Origin of the sequence: Streptomyces sp. NPDC001568, assembly GCF_042893755.1 — a bacterium.
In the GTDB taxonomy this organism is placed as follows: domain Bacteria; phylum Actinomycetota; class Actinomycetes; order Streptomycetales; family Streptomycetaceae; genus Streptomyces.
Genome location: NZ_JBIAVF010000003.1, coordinates 194,741 through 214,458 on the forward strand (window position 1 = coordinate 194,741; position 19,718 = coordinate 214,458).

At 73.4% G+C, this 19,718-nt stretch carries 18 protein-coding genes; 6 read left to right on the forward strand and 12 right to left on the reverse strand.

Features of this window, described 5'->3' with window-relative positions:
* Positions 1–147: 147 nt before the first annotated feature.
* Positions 148–456: a hypothetical protein gene (locus tag ACFY0I_RS06685; protein WP_388891125.1), complete on the reverse strand. Its 309-nt coding sequence runs from the start codon at positions 454–456 to the stop codon at positions 148–150.
* Positions 453–1,253, reverse strand: a complete 801-nt coding sequence (locus ACFY0I_RS06690; RefSeq protein WP_388891128.1) for a carbon-nitrogen family hydrolase — start codon at positions 1,251–1,253, stop codon at positions 453–455. Before ACFY0I_RS06690 ends, ACFY0I_RS06685 begins: the two co-directional genes overlap by 4 nt.
* Before the next feature lie 137 nt (positions 1,254–1,390).
* On the opposite strand from ACFY0I_RS06690, the gene ACFY0I_RS06695 reads away from it, so the two are divergent.
* Positions 1,391–2,215 carry a maleylpyruvate isomerase family mycothiol-dependent enzyme gene (locus tag ACFY0I_RS06695; protein WP_388891130.1) on the forward strand — a complete coding sequence of 275 codons (825 nt, stop codon included), beginning with the start codon at positions 1,391–1,393 and terminating at the stop codon, positions 2,213–2,215.
* Positions 2,216–2,282: 67 nt separating this feature from the next.
* On the opposite strand, the gene ACFY0I_RS06700 is transcribed toward ACFY0I_RS06695, so the two are convergent.
* Together ACFY0I_RS06700 and ACFY0I_RS06705 are read right to left on the reverse strand one after the other, a co-directional pair.
* The gene (locus tag ACFY0I_RS06700) at positions 2,283–3,629 is read right to left on the reverse strand and encodes a nitrate/nitrite transporter (protein ID WP_388891133.1); all 1,347 of its coding nucleotides are present in this window, start codon (positions 3,627–3,629) and stop codon (positions 2,283–2,285) included.
* Positions 3,626–4,285 (reverse strand): GntR family transcriptional regulator, encoded by a 660-nt coding sequence (locus ACFY0I_RS06705; protein ID WP_388891136.1) that lies wholly within the window; start codon positions 4,283–4,285, stop codon positions 3,626–3,628. Before ACFY0I_RS06705 ends, ACFY0I_RS06700 begins: the two co-directional genes overlap by 4 nt.
* A 145-nt stretch (positions 4,286–4,430) precedes the next feature.
* Between ACFY0I_RS06705 and ACFY0I_RS06710 the strand changes: the two genes are divergently transcribed.
* A complete protein-coding gene (locus ACFY0I_RS06710; protein WP_388891139.1) occupies positions 4,431–5,651 on the forward strand; it encodes a DUF418 domain-containing protein in 1,221 nt (406 codons plus the stop codon).
* Here the strand turns inward: ACFY0I_RS06710 and ACFY0I_RS06715 are convergent.
* Positions 5,635–7,527, reverse strand: coding sequence for a C1 family peptidase (locus ACFY0I_RS06715; RefSeq protein ID WP_388891141.1), 1,893 nt, complete (start codon positions 7,525–7,527; stop codon positions 5,635–5,637). The genes ACFY0I_RS06710 and ACFY0I_RS06715 overlap by 17 nt on opposite strands.
* 118 nt (positions 7,528–7,645) lie before the next feature.
* On the opposite strand from ACFY0I_RS06715, the gene ACFY0I_RS06720 reads away from it, so the two are divergent.
* Entirely contained in the window at positions 7,646–8,167 is a 522-nt protein-coding gene (locus tag ACFY0I_RS06720; protein ID WP_388891144.1) for a nucleotidyltransferase domain-containing protein, read from the forward strand.
* 88 nt (positions 8,168–8,255) lie between these two features.
* Here ACFY0I_RS06720 and ACFY0I_RS06725 read toward each other — a convergent pair whose 3' ends face one another.
* Entirely contained in the window at positions 8,256–9,149 is an 894-nt protein-coding gene (locus tag ACFY0I_RS06725) for a hypothetical protein (protein WP_388891146.1), read from the reverse strand.
* Between the two features lie 218 nt (positions 9,150–9,367).
* Positions 9,368–9,973 carry a TIGR04222 domain-containing membrane protein gene (locus tag ACFY0I_RS06730; RefSeq protein WP_388891148.1) on the reverse strand — a complete coding sequence of 202 codons (606 nt, stop codon included), beginning with the start codon at positions 9,971–9,973 and terminating at the stop codon, positions 9,368–9,370.
* Between the two features lie 209 nt (positions 9,974–10,182).
* On the opposite strand from ACFY0I_RS06730, the gene ACFY0I_RS06735 reads away from it, so the two are divergent.
* A complete protein-coding gene (locus tag ACFY0I_RS06735) occupies positions 10,183–11,391 on the forward strand; it encodes a DUF1266 domain-containing protein (protein WP_388891152.1) in 1,209 nt (402 codons plus the stop codon).
* A 180-nt stretch (positions 11,392–11,571) separates the two neighbouring features.
* Here ACFY0I_RS06735 and ACFY0I_RS06740 read toward each other — a convergent pair whose 3' ends face one another.
* From ACFY0I_RS06740 to pdhA, 4 genes are all read right to left on the reverse strand, one after another.
* The gene (locus ACFY0I_RS06740) at positions 11,572–12,510 is read right to left on the reverse strand and encodes a GNAT family N-acetyltransferase (RefSeq protein WP_388891155.1); all 939 of its coding nucleotides are present in this window, start codon (positions 12,508–12,510) and stop codon (positions 11,572–11,574) included.
* A 141-nt stretch (positions 12,511–12,651) separates the two neighbouring features.
* Positions 12,652–14,088, reverse strand: a complete 1,437-nt coding sequence (locus ACFY0I_RS06745; RefSeq protein WP_388891158.1) for a dihydrolipoamide acetyltransferase family protein — start codon at positions 14,086–14,088, stop codon at positions 12,652–12,654.
* A gap of 11 nt (positions 14,089–14,099) precedes the next feature.
* On the reverse strand, positions 14,100–15,080 hold the full coding sequence (locus ACFY0I_RS06750) for an alpha-ketoacid dehydrogenase subunit beta (RefSeq protein WP_281210538.1): 981 nt from the start codon (positions 15,078–15,080) through the stop codon (positions 14,100–14,102).
* Positions 15,081–15,085: 5 nt separating this feature from the next.
* Positions 15,086–16,294 carry a pyruvate dehydrogenase (acetyl-transferring) E1 component subunit alpha gene (gene pdhA, locus ACFY0I_RS06755; protein ID WP_388891161.1) on the reverse strand — a complete coding sequence of 403 codons (1,209 nt, stop codon included), beginning with the start codon at positions 16,292–16,294 and terminating at the stop codon, positions 15,086–15,088.
* Positions 16,295–16,619: 325 nt separating this feature from the next.
* Here pdhA and ACFY0I_RS06760 point away from each other — a divergent pair, with 325 nt between their 5' ends.
* Together ACFY0I_RS06760 and ACFY0I_RS06765 are read left to right on the forward strand one after the other, a co-directional pair.
* Entirely contained in the window at positions 16,620–17,282 is a 663-nt protein-coding gene (locus ACFY0I_RS06760; protein ID WP_030857586.1) for a response regulator transcription factor, read from the forward strand.
* A gap of 195 nt (positions 17,283–17,477) precedes the next feature.
* Positions 17,478–17,903 carry a pyridoxamine 5'-phosphate oxidase family protein gene (locus tag ACFY0I_RS06765; RefSeq protein ID WP_388891164.1) on the forward strand — a complete coding sequence of 142 codons (426 nt, stop codon included), beginning with the start codon at positions 17,478–17,480 and terminating at the stop codon, positions 17,901–17,903.
* 87 nt (positions 17,904–17,990) lie between these two features.
* Here ACFY0I_RS06765 and ACFY0I_RS06770 read toward each other — a convergent pair whose 3' ends face one another.
* Positions 17,991–19,607 carry a protein kinase gene (locus ACFY0I_RS06770; protein ID WP_388891167.1) on the reverse strand — a complete coding sequence of 539 codons (1,617 nt, stop codon included), beginning with the start codon at positions 19,605–19,607 and terminating at the stop codon, positions 17,991–17,993.
* Positions 19,608–19,718: the final 111 nt, after the last annotated feature.

Sequence of the window (19,718 nt, forward strand, 5' to 3'; positions counted from 1 at the left end):
GCGGGGGGGGGGGGGGGGGGGCGGCGGGGGGGGGGGGGGGGGGGGGGGGCCGGGGGGCCCCCCGGGGGGGGGGGCGGGGGGGGGGGGGGGGGCCGGGGGGGGGGGGGGGGGGGGGGGGGGGGGCCCCCCCCCCCCCCCCCGGCCGACCTACGGGGCCTGCGCCCCCTCCGCGTGGTGGGCGCGCGCCGCGCGGCGGCCCTGGGCGAAGGGGTCGGACTCCGGGGTGTACGGCCCGCCGTGGGCCTCCAGGTGCTCGGTGATGCGCTGCCACTCCGCCACCACGGCCGGATCGGCGCCCGCCCCGCGGGCCGCCTCCAGGGCCTCGTGCGCCTCGTGGTGGGCCAGGCCGGTGGCCTCGGCGCACACCGCGTCCCGCGCCGCGCGCTCGCCGGGGGCGGGTACGTGGGGTTCCTGCGCGGCCTCGACCTGCGCCTCCTGCCCCTCGGGCGCGCTCATCGCGGGCCGCCCGGGGCCCGGACGCCCAGCGCCCGGTCCTTCAGCGCCGGGAACTGATCGCGGGTCTCGGCGACCTTCTTCGGGTCCAGGTCCACCGTGATGACGTCCTCGCCCGGCCCCGCTTCGGCGAGCACCTCGCCCCACGGGTCGACCACCAGGCTGTGCCCGGACTGCTCGACGCCCGCGTGCGTACCGGCCAGCGCGCAGCCGAGTACGTACGACTGGTCCTCCACCGCCCGCGCCCGGTTCAGCAGGGTCCAGTGGGACCGGCGGCGGGCGGGCCAGCCCGCCGCCACGACCATCGTCGTCGCGCCGGCGTCGACCAGGCCCCGGAACAGCTCGGGGAAGCGCAGGTCGTAGCAGGTGGAGATGCCGAGCGTCTGCTCGGGCAGGGTCACCGTGGTCAGGGAGTCGCCCGCCGACATCAGGACGGCCTCGCCCTGGTCGAAGCCGAAGCGGTGGATCTTGCGGTAGGTCGCGGCGAGCTCGCCCGTCGGGGAGAGGGTGAGGGCCGTGTTGTACAGGGAGCCGTCGCCCGCGCGCTCCACGATCGAGCCGGCGTGCAACCAGACGCCGGCGTCCCGGGCCGCGTCGGCCATGGCCTCGTAGGTGGGGCCGTCCAACGGCTCGGCCTCGGTCTCGAACTGCTCGTAGGCGAAGGCGCCGACGGTCCACAGTTCGGGCAGCACGACGAGATCGGAATCGCTCTGATCCCGTACGAGTTCGGCCACGCGGGAGCGCCGGGAAGCCACCGACTCCCCGTCGTTCACCGCGATTTGGATCAGCGAAGCGCGCACAGTACCACCGTCCTGGCTTGTCAGCCGTCGACTCGGGCCTACGATCGTCACACGAAAGCACTGCCGGGGTGCTCACCGGCAGCGTACTTTTGGGCACAGTCCACAACGCGCCACTGAACAGCACGCGAGGGGTCCCGTTGACCGTCCATCCCAGCCTCCAGCCCTATGCCGACGCGTGGACCCATTCCATCGAGGCGATATCCGAGCTGGTCCTCCCGTTGCCCGAGCGCGACTGGAACCGGGCGACTCCCTGCCCCGGCTGGTCCGTCCGTGACGTTGTGTCACACATCATCGGCATCGAGTGCGAGCAGCTCGGAGATCCCCGCCCCATCCACACGCTGCCGCGTGATCTGCGGCACGTGGTGGACGAGTTCACCCGCTACATGGAAGTCCAGGTGGACGTCCGCCGCCACCACACCGCCCCGGAGATGACCTCGGAGCTGGAGTACACCGTCATCCGGCGCTCGCGCCAGCTGCGCAACGAGAAGCGGGATCCGTCCACGATGGTGCGCGGGCCGCTGGGCGAGCAGGTGACGCTGGAGCAGGCGCTGCGGCTGCGCGCCTTCGACGTGTGGATCCACGAGCAGGACCTGAGGGCGGCGCTGGGCGTGCCGGGGAACTGGGACTCCCCCGGCGCGTACGTGGCGCAGGACATGCTGCTGGCCGGCCTGCCGAAGGCGGTCGCCAAGGGCGCGGGCGCGCCGGCGAACTCGGCGGTGGTCATCGACGTGCACGGACCGCTGGAGTTCATGCGGACCGTACGGGTGGACGCGGCGGGTCGGGGGACCCTGGACAAGTCCCCTTCGCTGGGCCCGGCCGTGACGCTGACCCTGGACTGGGAGACGTACGTCCGTCTCGCGGCCGGCCGGGTGCGACCGCGCACGGTCGCCGACCGGGTGAAGGCGGAGGGCGATCAGGAGCTGGCCGGGGCCATCCTGGCGGCGTTCGCCGTGACGCCGTGACACCGTGACACCGGGAAGCGCCGACGGCGCGACCCCGTAGCGCCCCCGGCCCCGCCCCGCGCGCGCCTCAGACCCCGGCCGGGTCCGTGGCGGCCACGGCGGCGGGTGCGGAAGCCACGGCGGCCGGGGCGCGGGAGCGTTCCCGGGCGAGCGCGCGTCCCCGCAGCCGCAGGATCTGGGTGGTGCCCAGCACCTGGAGGACGAAGACCGAGGAGAAGGCGATCCGGTAGTCGTCGCCGGTGGCGTCGAGCAGCACGCCCACCGCGAGCAGGGTGGTCATGGACGCGAGGAAGCCGCCCATGTTGGTGATGCCGGACGCGGTGCCCTGCCGCTCGGCCGGGTTGGCGGGCCGGGCGAAGTCGAAGCCGATCATCGAGGCCGGACCGCAGGTGCCGAGCACCACGCACAGGGTGACCAGGAGCCACATCGGGGCCCGGTCCCCCGGGTGGACGAGGACGGCGGCCCACAGCACGGCGGTCACGCCGACGGTGGTCAGGGCCAGCGGTATCCGCGCTCCCTGCCGGCGGCCGACGACCTGACCGTAGACCAGGCCGAAGGCCATGTTCGAGGCGACGATCAGGGTCAGCAGCCCGCCGGCGGCGGTCCGCGACAGCCCCTGCGCCTCGACGAGGAAGGGCATCCCCCACAGCAGCAGGAACACCATCGCCGGGAACTGGGTCGTGAAGTGCACCCACAGCCCGAGCTTCGTGCCGGGCTCCCGCCAGGAGTCGGCGATCTGTCGGCGTACGAACCCGCCGGCGGCCCCGGATCCCTTCGCGGCCGGGCTCCCGTACCCCTCGGGCTGGTCCCGGAGGAACAGCACGAGGGGGACCAGCACCACCAGTCCGGCGACGGCGCTGCCCGCGAAGGCGGGGACCCAGCCGATGCCGTGCAGGACGGGCGCCAGGACCAGGGTCGAGACGAGGTTGCCGGCCATGCCCACGAGCCCGGCCAGCTGGGCCATCAGCGGCGCCCGCCGGGCCGGGAACCACCGGGTGCCGAGCCGCAGCACGGAGATGAAGGTCATGGCGTCGCCGCAGCCCAGCAGGGCGCGGGCGGCCAGCGCCATCCCGTACGACGGCGACAGGGCGAAGCCGAGCTGCCCGGCGGTGAACAGGACGGCGCCCAGCGTGAGCACCTTCTTGGTGCCGAGCCGGTCCACCATCAGGCCGACGGGTATCTGCATCCCCGCGTAGACCAGCAGCTGGAGCAGCGAGAAGGTGGCCAGCGCGGAGGCGTTGACCTGGAAGCGGTCGGCGGCGTCGAGTCCGGCCACGCCGAGGCTGGTCCGGAAGATGACGGCGACGAAGTAGACGGCGACGCCGATCGACCAGATGAGGACGGCCTCCCGCCCACCGGGCGGATCCTTGGGGACGGGCCCCGATGCGCCCCGCGCAAAACCGGCGGCGCTCATCGGCCCGACCCCCGCACCAGGGCCTCGACCCGCCCGATGTGCCCGCGTACGGCGGCGGCGGCCGCCTCCGCGTCCCCGGCGCGCAGCGCGTCCAGGATCTCGGCGTGCTCGGCCAGCGTCCGGTCCATCCGGTCGGGGTGCGCGTGCAGCAGGGCGACGCCCATCCGCAGCTGGCGGTCGCGGAGCTGGTCGTAGAGGCGGGAGAGGATCGCGTTGCCGGCGTGGCGCACGATCTCGGCGTGGAAGGACCGGTCGGCGGTCATCGCGGCGGCGATGTCGCCGGCGGCGGCCTGCCGCCGCTGCTCGGCGAGCAGGGCGGCGAGCCGCTCCAGCAGGGCGGGCGGGGCGGGCACGGCCCTGCTCACGGTGAACTCCTCGACCAGCAGCCGGGTTTCGATCACGTCGGCGATCTCCTGCGCGGACACCGGCAGTACCAGCGCGCCCTTCTTCGGGTACAGCTTCAGCAGGCCCTCGGTCTCCAGCCGCAGCAGCGCCTCGCGCACCGGGGTGCGGGACACCCCGACGGCCTCGGCGACCTCGCCCTCGGTGAGCAGCACCCCGCCCTCGTAGCGGCGCTCCAGCACGCCCTGCTTGACGTGGTGGTAGACGCGGTCTGACGCGGTGACGGTGGCCCGGGCGGGGGAGTCGGATGGCATGGGCACAGCTTAGATACAACAGAGGTGCAAGCCGTGGACCGTCCGGGATGTGGACGGAGACCGCGCGCGGCTGCATCGAAGGATGTACCGGCCGTTCGTCCACGGGCAGGACGTACGGCGCCCCGCCCGCCGGGACGCTGAAGTCATGGCCGACACCCTGACCGTCCCGACCCGGCGCGCGACCGCGCGGCTGCCCCTCCTCGACGTCCTGCGCGGCGCCGCCATCCTCGGCACGCTCATGACCAACGTCTGGATCTTCACCTCCCCCGGCTCCGAGTGGGGCGTCCTCCAGGGCGGCCTCACCTCGACCGACCCGATGTCCGACCCGTCCGCCGCGAACATCGCCGAGACGGTGTTCCGCGCCCTCGCCGACGGCAAGTTCCTGGCCCTGCTGACGGTCCTGTTCGGCGTCGGCCTGGCCATCCAGTACGACTCCGCGGCCCGCCGCGGCAACCCGTGGCCGGACCGGTACTGGCGGCGTGCGGCCTTCCTCTTCGTGGAGGGCACCGTCCACTTCCTGCTCGTCTTCGCCTGGGACGTGCTGATGGGCTACGCGGTGACCGCCCTCCTCGTCGCCTGGCTGCTGGCCCGCTCCGAGAAGGTCCGGCGCCGCGCCATGTGGACGGCCGGGGCGCTGCACCTGGTCATGGTGGCGCTGCTGACCCTGGCCCTGGTGAGCGGCCCCGACGACGGCTCGAACGGCTCCGGATCCGGGGCCGGATCCGGGGCCGGATCCGGTGGGCCCGACGCCGATGTCGTCGCCCTCTACGCCGAGGGGAGCTGGTTCGACCAGATCGCCTTCCGGCTGGAGAACTTCGCCGCCCTGCGCGTCGAACCCGTCTTCTCCTTCGGGCTGCTGGTGTTCCTCTTCCTGCTCGGGGTCCGCCTGCACCGCGCCGGCGCCTTCACCGCCGGCGACGCCGGCCGCCGCATCCGGGCCCGGATGGCCGGCTGGGGCCTGGGGCTCGGCCTGCCCCTGACCGTCGCGACCACCCTCGGCGGCGGCGACTTCTTCGCCGTCGGCCGCTACGGCGTCGCCCCGCTGGTCGCCGTCGGCTACATCGGGCTCATCGGCATCGCCCTCGACCGGCTGTGGCTGCCGAAGCCGCTCGTCACCGCCCTCGGCTCGGTCGGTCGCACCGCCCTGTCCTGCTACGTCGCCCAGAACGCGCTCTGCGTCCTGCTCTGCTACGGCCTCGGACTCGGCCTCGCGACCCGCTTCGCCGGTGACGGGCCCTGGTGGGTGATGGGCCTGTGGGCGGTGATCTCCCTGGTCCTGGCCGTCGGTTCGTGGCTGTGGCTGCGCCGCTTCGAGCGGGGGCCGCTGGAGGCCCTCCAGCACCGGGTCCTCACGCCGGGCCGATGACCTGCCCCTCGTGCCAGCCGGCGCCGTCGCGCCAGTAGTGCTGGAGCAACCGGTCGGTGCGCAGCACGACGGCCTCCAGGTTGAACCCGAAGCTGCCCTGGAGCATCCCGGTCACGGCCAGCACGTCGTGCCCGAAGACCGCGCCCCGGATCCAGCCCGCGCCGGCCGCGTTGCCCCGCCACCAGTGCTCCACCCGCCCGTCGCCGCGGGCCGCGCACAGTTCGTAGTTCCCGGCGGTGTCCTCGTCCGCGGCCCCGTGCTGGCCCTCGATCAGGCAGGGCGCGGAGGTGACGCCGGCGCCGAACACCTCGCCCGGTCGCCATGCGAAGCCGTCCCCGTCGTCCCGCCACCACAACTGCATCCGGCCGTCGGTGCGGGCGGCGACGAGGTCCAGCCGGCGGCTCCGGGTCTGGATCAGGGCCGGCCCGTAGTGGGCCGTGCCGGGCGCGAAACGGCCGCCGTCGTTCCAGGTCCAGGGGGCGCCGTTGATCCGCCACCAGTGGTTCAGCCGGCCGTCGGCGGTCCGGACGACCACCTCGAAGTTCCCCGGCTTGCCGTAGTCGCTCTGGATGAACGCGGGGGTCGAGCCGACGGCCGCGTCGCCCGGTCCGAAGGCTCCGCCGTCGCGCCAGACCCGGACGGCCTGCTCGAAGTACCAGTGGCGCAACCGGCCGCCCGTCGTGACGTGCAGGGACTCCATGTTCCGGTTGAAGGTGGTGCCGGTGAAGGCGGGTTGACCGGAGGCGTCGTGCGCGTACGTCTCGGCCCGGGACCAGGAGAACGGGGCCTCGCCCTCGCGCCACCAGTGCCGCAGCCGGCCGCCGCCCGCGGTCGCGGCCATCTCGAAGTTGCGGTGGGCGCGGCCGTTGCCGCTCTCGTAGACGCTGCCGGCGTGCAGCCGACGCTTGCTCCAGGGGTCGATGTTCGTGCCGTACAGGCCGCACTTGGCCCAGTGGTCGATGCCGGAATCGCCGTACGCGATCCGGCCGTACCCGCCGACGTGGTGGTCCGCGCCCCAGGAGTTGCGGAACAGCCAGCAGCCCGCCGCGTCGTCGTAGCCCACGATCAGCACGCAGTGGCCGCCCGCGCGGCGGTCGCTGGTGCGGTGGTAGACGCCGGCGCCGAGCCCGAAGAAGTCGTCGTACACGTCGAAGCAGGCCGTCAGCGGGCCGACGGTGTCCAGCCAGACCTTCTGTTGCTCGACGTCCCCGAGCCGCACGGGCTCGGGGATCCGCACGGTCCGCCCCGACCGGTCCCAACTCGGCGTGTACTCGGCCCGCCACGCCTCCCGCCGCTCGGCGGGCAGCCCCGGGGGCGGTGTGCCGTACGGCCAGCAGTCCGGGTCCGCGAGGCCCCCGTTCGTCCGGATCCAGTCCAGTGCGGTCTCCGGGTCGCCGCCCTGCCCGCAGGCCGACTTCATCCCGTCGTGCACGTCCCCCTCGGACCGCGCGGCCCACACCCCGTGCTCGATCCGGGCCATCGACTCCACCAGCGCCGCCGCCCCGAACACCCAGCACGAACAGCACGGGTTCTGGTCCTTCACCCGGGTCAGCCACGCCCGCCCCCAACGACGGCGCCAATCCACGGAGACGGGCCGCCCACCGCCCGGGCCGTCCCCCACCGCGCCGGGCAGCAGCCCGTGCGCGGCCCTGCGCCGGGTCACGTCCGGATTGCCGCTCGCGTGCCCGACGAGCGCCCGCAGGTCGACGGGGCCCGCCTCCGCCGCCCGCGTCAGGTTCACCCCCGGTTCCAGGCCGAGCGCGGGCCGCGGCACGGGATCCGCGTCCGCCAGGTGCTCACCGACGGACCACCTCGCCCCGCACGCCGCGAGCTGCGCCCGTAGCTCCCCCACGGTCTGGACGGACTCCTGCGGCATGGCGGCCCCCCGGCTGCGCGCGTTCGGATGCGAGACCCCTGAACGTCTCCCCGCCGCGGAACCCCGTCAAGGGGGTCCGCACGGTCGCTCGGTGGCACGGGGGTCGTACGGTGATCACATGAACGACCCCCGCGCGCGGCGCCAGTTGGCGATGATCGCCGAAGTCCTCGGACTCGGCGTGGAGGTCTGGCTGCGGGGCGGGTGGGCCATGGACTTCTGGCTCGGCCGGATCACCCGCGCGCACGAGGACATCGACTGGTTCGCCCGGTCACGGGACGCCGGCCGGCTGACCGGGCCGCTCGTGGCCCGGGGGTACGAGGTCCTGCGGGCGGACGGCCAACAGCTGGACCTCGTACGCGACGGCGAAGAGCTCAGCTTCGCGCTGGTCGACCGGGACGGGGCCGGCCGGATCGTGGTGGCGGGCGGCCCCTGGGCCGGAACGCCGTGGCCCGCCGGGATGCTGGACGGGGCGGAGCCGGGCCGGCTCGGCGCGCTGGAGTGCCCGGTGGTCTCCCCGGCGGCGCAGATCGAGATCAAGCGGATGACCCCGGTGTGGATACCGGGCCGCCCCCGGCGCCCGAAGGACGCGGCGGACGCGGCACTGCTGGAGGCGGCCCTGGCCGCCCGGGGAGCGCCTTGACGCGGGTCCGCAGGCCGGCGCTGCGGGGGTCCGGCGCGCGCGGGCCGGACGCCACGGCCGGGAGGGACGTCGCGGGCGCGCCCAGGCCCTAAGGGACCGGGACCGGGACGGGGAGCGGGGGGAGGCCGGGCAGGCCGAGGCCGGTGAGGAGCGCGACGAGCGCGGCGACCAGGCTGGTCAGGACGTCGGTGGCCTTGGCCTTGGCGTCGGTCGAACAGCCGCAGGGACCGGCCGTCCTGAGGAGTCCGTCGGCGGACTCCTTGAGCTTGTCGATCGCCGCCGTGATCACGTCGAGCGGCCCGGCGAAGGCCCGCGCCGGCACGGGGGGCACCTTGGGCGCGGCGACGGGGACCTGCGGTGCGTCGGCCGGGACCTGCGGTGCGGCGACGGGCAGCTTCGGGGCGTCCGCCGGGACCTGCGGGGCCGCGACGGGAAGCTTCGGCGCATCGGCCGGGACCTGCGGGGCCGCGACCGGCAGCTTCGGCGCATCGGCCGGGACCTGCGGGGCCGCGACCGGCAGCTTCGATGCGTCGGCCGGGAGCTTCGGCGCGTCGGCCGGGACCTGCGGTGCGGCGACGGGCAGCTTCGGGGCGTCGGCCGGCAGCTTCGGCGCGTCCACCGGCGGCGAAACGGCGGGGGCGGCGGGCGGGAGGTTCTTCTTCAGGTCGGCGAGGGCCGTGTCGATCTTCGCCCTGAAGGCGGCCACGTCCGCCTCGGGGAGCTTGCCGTCGGGGGACGTGAAGACGGCGGCGAGCAGATCGGTCACGGGCTGCAACACGCCCGCGACGGAGCCAAGTTGCTGGACCTGCGCGAGCAGCGCCTCGGTGCCGGGGATCGCCTTCGACCCGGCCTCGGCCGGCGCAGCGACCGGCGGGCGCGCGGGGACGTCGGCGGCCGTCGCGAGGCCGGGGGACGCGGCCAGCAGGGCGGTGCAGAGCACGGCGGGGACGGCGTAGCGGGTCAAGCGCGTGGAGCGGCGCAACGGATCTCTCCTGTCCGGCGGGGACCTACGGGTGACATGGGACGTGTCCCGGTCCACGTAGCGGCACCCCGCCGGACCCCGCAACCGCAGGGCGTCCACCGCTCCCGGGGACACGCCGCGCATCCGGCGTACCCACCGCCCCGACCTGCGTCGATGCCGTCACCCCCAGGTGATGCACCGTCAGGCTTGCCGCCCCCGCCGGCGCCCGCCCGGGGCGCTCAGTCGCCGCCACCGCCGCCACCGCAGGAGTGGCCGCCGTCCTGGCCGTCGCCCGACCCGTCGTGACGGTCCTCCGCCCGGTCCAGGGCCTTGCCCATCCGGACGAGGGCCTTGCCCAAGCCGGCCGGCGGGGGCTGCGCCTGCGCGAGCGCCCGGCGCAGCAGCCTGTCCGGCAGCACGGGCGACCCGCCGAAGACGTACGGGGGCCAGGCGCGGCACCGCCGGGCCCGCTCCACCAGCCGCCGCCCGGCGGCGGTCGGCCGGTTCTGCCGGACGCGGCCCAGCAGCCCGGCCGCGCGCAGGTCCTGCCCGATCCGGGCCACCTCGGGCCCTCGGGCCAGCTCCGTCAGCACCATCGCCAGGCTCGCCCCGCGCGGGCAGAGCTCCGTCAGGGCCCGCTCCACGGGAGCGCTCCCGACGCCGGCCGGCGCCTCGGCCCGGACCCGGGAACCCGTGACCCGCACGAGGCCCCGCTCCCGCAGCCGCAGCAGGGCGACCTCGGCCACCCGGTGCGGCCCGCCCGCCAGCCGGGCCAGTCCGTACACGTCCGCCTCGTACCCGTCCGCTCCGCACCCGCCCGATCCCGACCCCGTTCCCGATCCCATCCCCGTTCCCGAGCCCATTCCCATGCCCGTCCCCCGTTCCCGATCCCGTCCCCCGGCGTAACCGCGCCGTGTGCGGGAGATGTCCCCGCGGCGGTCGCGCCAACCCCGTGGGGGCCGGGTTCAGAGCAGGATCTGAGCTTGCGCACCGGCTCGCGAACCGTTCCGGATCCGCCCCGCAACGTCCCGGGACGTCCGTATAGGGTCCCGGTATGACTGGCTGGACGGCGCCGAGCGCGATCGAGAGAGAACTGCACGAGGCCAAGGCGCGCGGCGACTGGTCCGGCTACCTCGACGCCCTCGCCCGCGCCGAACTGTTCCTCCCGCAGTCCCGCGCCCGGGTCGACGCCGATCCGAGCCGGGCCCGCTTCCACCCGTCCCCGCACGACGGCAGCCTCGCCGTCTGGACCCGGGGGATGCTGCCCGCGCCCGACGCCGACACCGTCTTCCTGCGCCAGAGCCTCGCCTGGTTCGCGAACGCCTGGGACGAGCGGGACCCGGCCCACCTCGCCGTGAACCCGGGAACGCCCGCCGAGGCGTACCTGAGCACCACGCCCGCCGATCGCGCCCGCTGGCGGGCCCACTGGAACGCCGCCTCCGGCTGGGGTCCCGAGCCCGGCGCCGTGCACGCCCTGCACACCGGCGGACCGCTGCACGGGCCCGTCGCGCACGGACTGGCCGTCGGGGCCCATCTCGCCGTCCTCAACGGGGAGTTCTGGAACGCCCTCGGCTACCACGGCAAGGGCTACACGCGTGAGCGCGAACGCCTGCGCACCTCCTGGGGGATCACGGACGCGACGGGCTGGTTCGACGTGCTGCGCCGCATGCAGAACGCCGAAGTCGTGAGCCCCGTCTGGGAGTTCGCCCTGCGCGTGCGCCGGATGCTCGCCTCCGACTTCGCGGGTCCCGTCGACGTCGAACACTGGCGGCACGCCGTCGAGTACGGGCTGCGCCGCAGCGCCGAGCAGGCCGTCGAGCCGCAGCTCACCCCGGAGGGCGTGACCATCGCGGAACCGCGTCCGGTCGCCGAGCTCGAAGGGGAGATAACCGGCGTGCAGCGGCTGATCGGCCGGATCGCCCGCTACGAGCAGCGCTTCCGCGCCGACGGGCTGCTCCCCGAGGGCGGCTGGGTGCGTTCCGTCGCGGGCTGGGACCACGGCCGCGCCTCGCAGATGGCCCGTTGGGGCCTGGGCGCCCGCTACTGCACCGTAGAAGACACCGAGCGGGCCGTCCTCAGGGCGGGCGAGGCGGCCCGCGGGAGCTACCGGTCGTGGGCGGAACTCTCCGCCGGGTACCTGCTCGGGCGCTGCCTGCACTTCGACGAGGAGGAGTTCGGCGAGTGGTACGCCTCCTCGCTCGCCACCCATCTGACGTTGACCACCGATCCGGCGAGCCCCTGGCTCAACATCCCCTGGCGGTAACCGACTGCGCACGGCGGCCGGCTCGGAGGCCCGTACGAGGTCGGGCGTGCCCTCCCGGCGCGGGCGGCTCCGCCCAGGCACCGCACGAGGCACACTCCGCCTTTCCCCGGGCGGAGGCCACCGCGTCGGGCCGGCCGGTTCACCCGACCGCGGGGCCCGGTGCACGCCGGTCGCCGGGGCTCAGCTCCCGGCGGGTGCCTCCAGGACGAGGCGGATCTCGGTGACCTCGTAGCCGGCCCGGTCGAAGGCGGCGGCCATCGGCACGTTCACCACGTCGGTGGTCGCGGTGACGCGCTCGGCGCCCGCCGCGGCGTGGAAGCGGGTGATCTCGCCGAGGACCTCGTCGATCAGGCCCTTGCCGCGCTGCTCGGGGACGACGCCGAGGTAGCCGACGTTGCGGTGGTACGGGGTCGCGGAGGGGATCGCCATCCCGGCGAGGGTGCCGTCGGGCAGGTGGGCCAGGCGCCACCAGGAGCGTTCGCCGGGGCAGTCGAGGTAGTAGGCGAAGTCGCCGCGGGCGAACTCCTCCTCCGTCATCGTGGCGAGTTCCTGCTGGGTGTTCACGTCGAGGCTGCCGCGGGAGAGGCGGGCGAAGACGTCGAGGAACTCCTCGTCGGTGCCCTCGCGGAAGACGAGGCGACCGGTGGGCGCGGTGGTCCCGGCGGCCGGGGTCCACTCGTAGCGCAGCCGCTCGACCTCCTGCGTCAGACCGGCCCGTCGGGTGGCCTCCCGGCGCCAGGCCACGGCCTCGACGAGCGCCGGGTCGGAGCGCCAGTCGCGGGGCAGCGAGACGTTGTACAGGGGGGCCTTGCCGAAGGCGGCGTGCCCGGCGGCCAGCAGGCCGGCGGTGACCGCGGCCGGGTCGGCGACGTCCGCGCGGACCTGGAGGCAGTCGAGGGCGACGGGCCGCTCGCTGTCGGCCCGCCCCCACCAGAGGGCGCGGGCGAGGACCTCGCCGTTGTCGTCCTCGGCGAACCAGATCCACTCGGGGCGGAACTGTCCGGCCGCGAGTTCCTCGCGGATGCGGTCGGGGGTGAGCGCCTCGACGGCGCCGTGTGCCGGGAAGGCGAGGGCGCGGTCGAGGTCTGCGGGGTCTGCTGTGGCAGCGCGGAAAGTCATCGGGGTGATGATCACATGGTGGACGCCCTCCCACCAGGGGTTTTCCGTACGAATGCGGGCCGGGGGGCCGCGACCCGCGGACGCGCCGAGGGCCGGCCTCCCCTGGGGAAGGCCGGCCCTCGGCGGATCGGTGCGCCCGGTCTACGACCAGGTGATGAGCCGGCGCGGGTGTTCCAGGACCGCCGCGATGTCGGCCAGGAAGCGGGAGCCGAGCTCGCCGTCGATCAGTCGGTGGTCGAACGACAGCGCCAGGGTGGTGACCTGACGGGCCTTCACCTTGCCCTTGTGGACCCACGGCTGGAGCTTGATCGCACCGACCGCGAGGATCGCGGACTCGCCGGGGTTGATGATGGGCGTACCGGTGTCGACGCCGAAGACGCCGACGTTGGTGATGGTGATGGTGCCCTGCTGCATGTCACCCGGGGAGGTCTTGCCGTCGCGGGCCGTGGCGACCAGCGACGACAGGGCCTCGGAGAGCTCCGGCAGCGTCTTGGCGTGGGCGTCCTTGATGTTCGGGACGATCAGGCCGCGCGGGGTCGCCGCGGCGATCCCGAGGTTGACGTAGTGCTTGAGCACGATCTCCTGGGCCGCCTCGTCCCAGGACGCGTTGACGTCCGGGTTGCGGCGGATCGCCACGAGGACGGCCTTGGCGATGAGCAGCAGCGGGTTGATCCGCAGCCCGGCCAGGTCGGGATCGGCCTTGAGCTCGGTGACCAGCTTCATCGTCCGGGTCACGTCGAGGGTGATGAACTCGGTGACGTGCGGGGCGGTGAAGGCGGAGCCGACCATGGCCTGGGCGGTGACCTTGCGGACGCCCTTGACCGGGATCCGGGTCTCGCGGGCCGAGGCGTCCACGGCGACCGCGACGGCGGGCGCCACGGCGGCGGCCTGCGCCGCCGGGGCGGCCACGGGGGCCGGGGCGACGACCTGCGGGGTGATCGCCGCGGCGGCCGCCGCGTGCACGTCCTCGCGGGTCACGACGCCGCCCTGGCCGGTGGGTACCACCACGGCCAGGTCGATGCCGAGGTCCTTGGCGAGCTTGCGCACGGGCGGCTTGGCCAGCGGGCGCTCGCCCGTCGGCTGCGCCGGTACGGCGACGGCGACCGCGACCGCGGCCGGAGCCGGCGCTGTGCCGTTGCGGGCGGGCACGCCCTCGGCGGCCTTGCGCGGGCGGCGCTTGGTGGAGGCCGTGGACACGCCGTACCCGACGAGGACGGGCTGGCGGGCCGCCGGCTCCGGCTCGGCGGCCGCGGCGGCCTCCGAGCCCGTCGCGACGGCGGCGGCCACGGGGGCCTCGGCGACCGGGGCCGCCTCAGCCGTACCGGCGTCGGCGTCGGCGCCGGTCCGCACCGAGATGATGACCTGGCCGACGTCGACCGTGGTCCCCTCCTCGAAGAGGAGGGCGTGCACGACCCCGTCGAAGGGGATCGGCAGCTCCACGGCCGCCTTCGCCGTCTCGACCTCGCAGACGACCTGCCCGTCGGTGACGGTGTCACCGGGCTGGACGTACCACTTGAGGATCTCGGCTTCGGTGAGGCCCTCGCCCACGTCGGGCATCTTGAATTCGCGGATCGTCATCGGGGCTCTCCTCAGTACGCCAGGGAGCGGTCGACGGCGTCGAGCACCCTGTCCAGGCCGGGCAGGTACTCGTCCTCCAGGCGGGCCGGCGGGTACGGGGCGTGGAAGCCGCCGACGCGCAGGACCGGCGCTTCGAGGTGGTAGAAGCAGCGTTCCGTGATGCGGGCCGCGATCTCGGAGCCCATGCCGAGGAACACCGGCGCCTCGTGGACGACCACGAGCCGGCGGGTGCGCTCCACGGAGGCCTGGAGCCCGTCGAAGTCGACCGGGGACATCGAACGCAGGTCCACGACCTCGACCGACTTGCCCTCCTCGGCGGCCGCGGCGGCGGCCTCCAGACAGACCTTCACCATGGGGCCGTAGGCCGCCAGGGTGATGTCGGTGCCGGAGCGGGCGACGCGTGCCTTGTGGAGCTCCCCGGGGATGGCCTCGACGTCGACCTCGCCCTTGTCCCAGTAGCGCCGCTTCGGCTCGAAGAAGATCACCGGGTCGTCGCTGAGGATGGCCTGCTGGAGCATCCAGTAGGCGTCGCTCGCGTTCGACGGCGAGACCACCTTGAGGCCCGGGACGTGCGCGAAGAGCGCCTCGGGGGACTCGCTGTGGTGCTCGACGGCGCCGATGCCGCCGGCGTACGGGATGCGGATGACGACCGGCATCTTGATCTTGCCGAGCGCGCGGGCGTGCATCTTCGCGAGCTGCGTGACGATCTGGTCGTAGGCGGGGAAGACGAACCCGTCGAACTGGATCTCCACGACCGGCCGGTACCCGCGCAGGGCCAAGCCGATGGCGGTGCCGACGATGCCCGACTCGGCGAGCGGGGTGTCGATGACCCGCTCCTCGCCGAAGTCCTTCTGGAGTCCGTCGGTGATGCGGAAGACGCCGCCCAGCTTGCCGACGTCCTCACCCATGATCAGGACCTTGGGGTCCGTCTCCAGGGCCTTGCGCAGCGACTCGTTGAGCGCCTTCGCGATCGACATCTTTTCGATGGCCATGGTGGTCACTCCCCACCCTCGAAGGACGCGAGGTACGAGGCGAACTGTGCCCGCTCCTCGTCGACGAGCGCGTGCCCGTCCGCGTAGACGTTCTCGAAGATCGCCATCGTGTCGGGGTCGGGCATGGCCCGTACGACCTCGCGCACGCGCTTGCCGAGGACCTCGCTCTCCGCCTCCAGCTCCGCGAAGAACGCCTCGTCGGCGCCCCCGGAGGCCAGCAGGTGGGCCTTCAGGCGCAGGATCGGGTCCTTCGCCTCCCAGGCCGCGGTCTCCTCGTCGCGCCGGTACTTCGTCGGGTCGTCCGAAGTGGTGTGCGCGCCCATGCGGTACGTGAACGCCTCGACCAGGGTCGGGCCCTCGCCGCGGCGCGCCCGGTCCAGCGCCCAGCGGGTGACCGCGAGGCAGGCCAGGACGTCGTTGCCGTCGACGCGGACGCCGGGGAAGCCGAAGCCCTGCGCGCGCTGGTAGAGCGGCACGCGCATCTGGCGCTCGGTGGGCTCGGAGATCGCCCACTGGTTGTTCTGGCAGAAGAACACGACCGGCGAGTTGTAGACGGCCGAGAAGGTGAAGGCCTCCGCGACGTCGCCCTGGCTGGACGCGCCGTCGCCGAAGTAGGCGATGACCGCCGAGTCGGCGCCGTCCTTGGCCACACCCATGGCGTAGCCGGTCGCGTGGAGCGTCTGCGAGCCGATGACGATCGTGTACAGGTGGAAGTTGTTGACCGTCGGGTCCCAGCCGCCGTGGTTCACACCGCGGAACATGCCGAGCAGGTTCGTCGGGTCGACCCCGCGGCACCAGGCCACGCCGTGCTCGCGGTAGGTCGGGAAGACGTAGTCGTCGTCCCGCAGGGCCCGGCCGGAGCCGATCTGCGCCGCTTCCTGGCCGAGCAGCGAGGCCCACAGGCCCAGCTCGCCCTGGCGCTGGAGGGCGGTCGCCTCGCCGTCGAAGCGGCGGGTCAGGACCATGTCGCGGTACAGCCCGCGCAGGTCGTCGGTGGTGATGTCCGCGACGAAGGGCGCGAACTCCGCGAGGTCCGGATTGTCCGTGACCTCGACCCGTTCTCCTTCGGGCGTCAGCAGTTGTACGAGCTGAGGCTCGGCGTCGTGCGGCTGTGCGGTGGCGGCGGCGGTCTTGCGGGCGCTCGCCGCGCCGGCTGCCCGCTTGGTGCCGCTGCTGCGTCGCGGCTTGCGCGCGGCAGTGCTCTCCACGGTCACGTGTGCTCCTCCGTCGGTCCGGCACCCGGGTTCTCCGGGGTCCAGTGCGGCTCACCTGCATCTGTACCCGCGCACGGGGTGGGTGCGCGTCGAGTACGGGATTCAGGCGTGACAGGTGCCCCGGCGAGTGCCCTGCGCAATGCACGTTACCCAGTGCGCCGTATAACCGCGAAACCCCGTTTGACCTGCGATTTTGCTTGGATATCCAAGTAAATCGGCGGGAGCGCGAACAACCACTGGTCACAGCCTTGCAGGGGGCCGGAACAACGGCACGTTATCCCGGGTAACTCCGGCAGGGAAGGGGTGAGTGTGTGAAACTGACTTCGTGCGCGAAGACGGAAAAATCAAGGTATTCCTCCTGGACGACCACGAAGTGGTACGTCGGGGTGTTCATGAGCTGTTGTCGGTCGAAGACGACATCGAGATCGTGGGCGAGGCCGGTACCGCCGCGGACGCGCTGGTGCGCATCCCGGCGACCCGTCCCGACGTCGCCGTCCTCGACGTACGGCTCCCGGACGGCAGCGGCGTCGAGGTGTGCCGGGAGGTGCGCTCGCAGAACGAGGACATCAAGTGCCTGATGCTGACCTCGTTCGCCGATGACGAGGCGCTCTTCGACGCGATCATGGCCGGCGCCTCCGGTTACGTCCTCAAGGCGATCCGCGGCAACGAGCTGCTGAGCGCCGTACGGGACGTGGCGGCCGGCAAGTCGCTGCTGGACCCCGTCGCGACCGCACGGGTGCTGGAGCGGCTGCGCGACGGCAAGAACGGCAAGGGCGACGACCGGCTCTCCAACCTCACCGAGCAGGAGCGCAAGATCCTCGACCTGATCGGCGAGGGCCTGACGAACCGCGTCATCGGCGAGCGGCTGCACCTGGCGGAGAAGACGATCAAGAACTACGTCTCCAGCCTGCTCTCGAAGCTGGGCATGGAGCGCCGCTCCCAGGCCGCCGCGTACGTGGCCCGCCTCCAGGCGGAGAAGCGCGCGTAACCTCCCCGCTCCCCGCCCCACCGACGCACGGACGCACATCATCGTGACGCACGGTGAAGGAACCCGGCGGTCCCAGGAGCCCTCGGGTCGGCCGTCGGTGTCCGGGGCGCTTCGGGCCCATTCGGGACCAACGTCCCCGATCGTCGGGGCGGGATCCTCTTTCCCGACGCCCTGTCGGTGCCGGAGAGTGGTCGCATGTCCCCTGAGGAACTCCACGCCATCGAACTGCTGCGCCGCGTGCCCTACGGCCGAGTCGCCACCAGCATGCGCGCGCTGCCCTTCCTCGCCCTCGCCCGCCACATCGTGGTGGACGGCAAGGTCGTCCTGAGAATGCACTCCGGTTTCGGCTACCACCAGGCCTGCAACGGCAGTGTGGTCTCGTACGGCGCGGACAACTTCAATTCCCCCGACGAACGCCTGTGGTCGGTCCAGTTCACCGGCACGGCGGAGATCGTCGAACCGACCAACGGGGAACTGGAACTATTCGGTCCGGGCCCGCATTTCGTGGACGGCGCGGTCTTCGACCCGGTCTACATGCGCATCGAACCCCAACTCGTCACCGTGCACACCCTGGCCGGGAACATGAGCCGACAAGAACGGCAGTACCAACACGCATTGTGATCATCGGACGGACCGACCTCGCGCGCGGGGACGCGAAAGGGCCCGGCGGAATTCGTTCCGCCGGGCCCTTTCGCGTCCTTCGGGTGCCTACTCGACCTGGCTCACCGGGCCGCCCGTGACGGGGTCCGTCGGCTCCTTCGTCGGAGGCTCCTTCGTCGGAGGCTCCTTCGTGGGGGGCTCCTTCGTGGGGGGCGTCGGGTCCACCGGCGTGCTCTTGCTCGCCGTCGGGGTCGGGCTCGTGCTGGCGCTCGCCGTCGGGCCCGTGCTCGGCGTGAACTTGTTGCTCTTGGTCGGATTCGGCGCGTACGTCTCCTCGTACGTCTTCGAGTTCGACGGCACCGAGCGGCTCGACTCCGGTTCCGGGCTGGTCTCCCCCGGCTTGCTCTGCGAGGGTCCCGGCGAGCTCTGGTTCGTGGACGGGGTCTTGTCCTTGTTGTCGCTGTTGCCGCTCATGGTGTTGACCGCGTACGCCACACCGCCGGCGATGGCGAGCACCGCGAGCAGCGCGAACAGCATCATCTTCCAGCGGCCGCCGCGCGGACGCTCGTCGTAACCGCCGTAGCCGCCGTGCCCGCCGCCCGGGCCGCCGGGACCGCCGCCGCCCGGGAACGCGGAGCCGTCGTCCGGATTGAGCGGCGGCACCATCGGCTGCTGGAACTGCGAGGTCGTCGAGTGCGAGGGGAACTGGCCGCCGTTGCCGTTGCCCTGCATCACCGTGGTCGGCGAGCCGGGCTGGCCGTGCGGGAGGGACATGGTGACCGGACCGGTGTTCCAGGTACCGGTGTTCGCGCCCTGCTCCTGGAGCATCCGGAGCGCGTACTGGACGAGCCCGCGCATCTCCTCGGCGCTCTGGAACCGGTCGTCCGGGTCCTTGGCGAGCGACCGCATGACCAGGCCGTCGAGTTCCTTCGGGATCGAGCCGCCCTCGGGCAGCTGCGAAGGCGGCACCGGGGCGTCCTGCACGTGTTGGTAGACCACCGAGAGCGGGGTCTCGCCGGTGAAGGGCGGCCGAAGGGCGAGGAGTTCGTAGAGCAGGCAGCCGGTCGCGTAGAGGTCGCTGCGATGGTCCACGGCCTTGCCGAGGGCCTGTTCGGGCGACAGGTACTGCGGGGTGCCCATGACCATGCCGGTCTGGGTCATCGTCGACTGCACGCCGTGCAGGGCGCGGGCGATGCCGAAGTCCATCACCTTCACCGCACCGGTGTTGGTGATGATGACGTTCGCGGGCTTGATGTCACGGTGCACGATGCCGTGCTGGTGGGAGTACGCGAGGGCTTCCAGCACGCCCGAGACGATGATCAGGGCCTGCTCGGGGCCGGGGGCCTCGGCGCTGATCAGCAGGTCGCGGATCGTGCGGCCCTCGACGAGCTCCATCACGATGTAGGGGACGACGTTCGGTCCGACCCGGTCCTCGCCCGAGTCGTACACGGCGACCACGGCGTGGTGGTTGAGCCCGGCGACGGACTGCGCCTCGCGCGTGAACCGGGCCTTGGACACCGGGTCCTCGGCGAGGTCGGCGCGCAGCAGCTTCACGGCGACGGTACGGCCGAGGCGCACGTCCTCGGCGGCGAAGACCTCCGCCATGCCGCCGCGGCCCAGGCGATGGGTCAGCCGGTAGCGGCCGTCCCCGACGATGCCGCCCGCGCCCCAATGTTCAGGACCGTCAGCCATCCCGGCGCCGTTTCCCTCGGGTTCGGGTGCCATCAGTCCTCGCCGTCGTCTCTCTCGTCCGCTCTAGCGGTGGGTCCTCATCGGGTCCTCATCGGGTGCTCCGACGAACGCTACAGCCTCGGAACCGGTCACCGTCCGGACAAA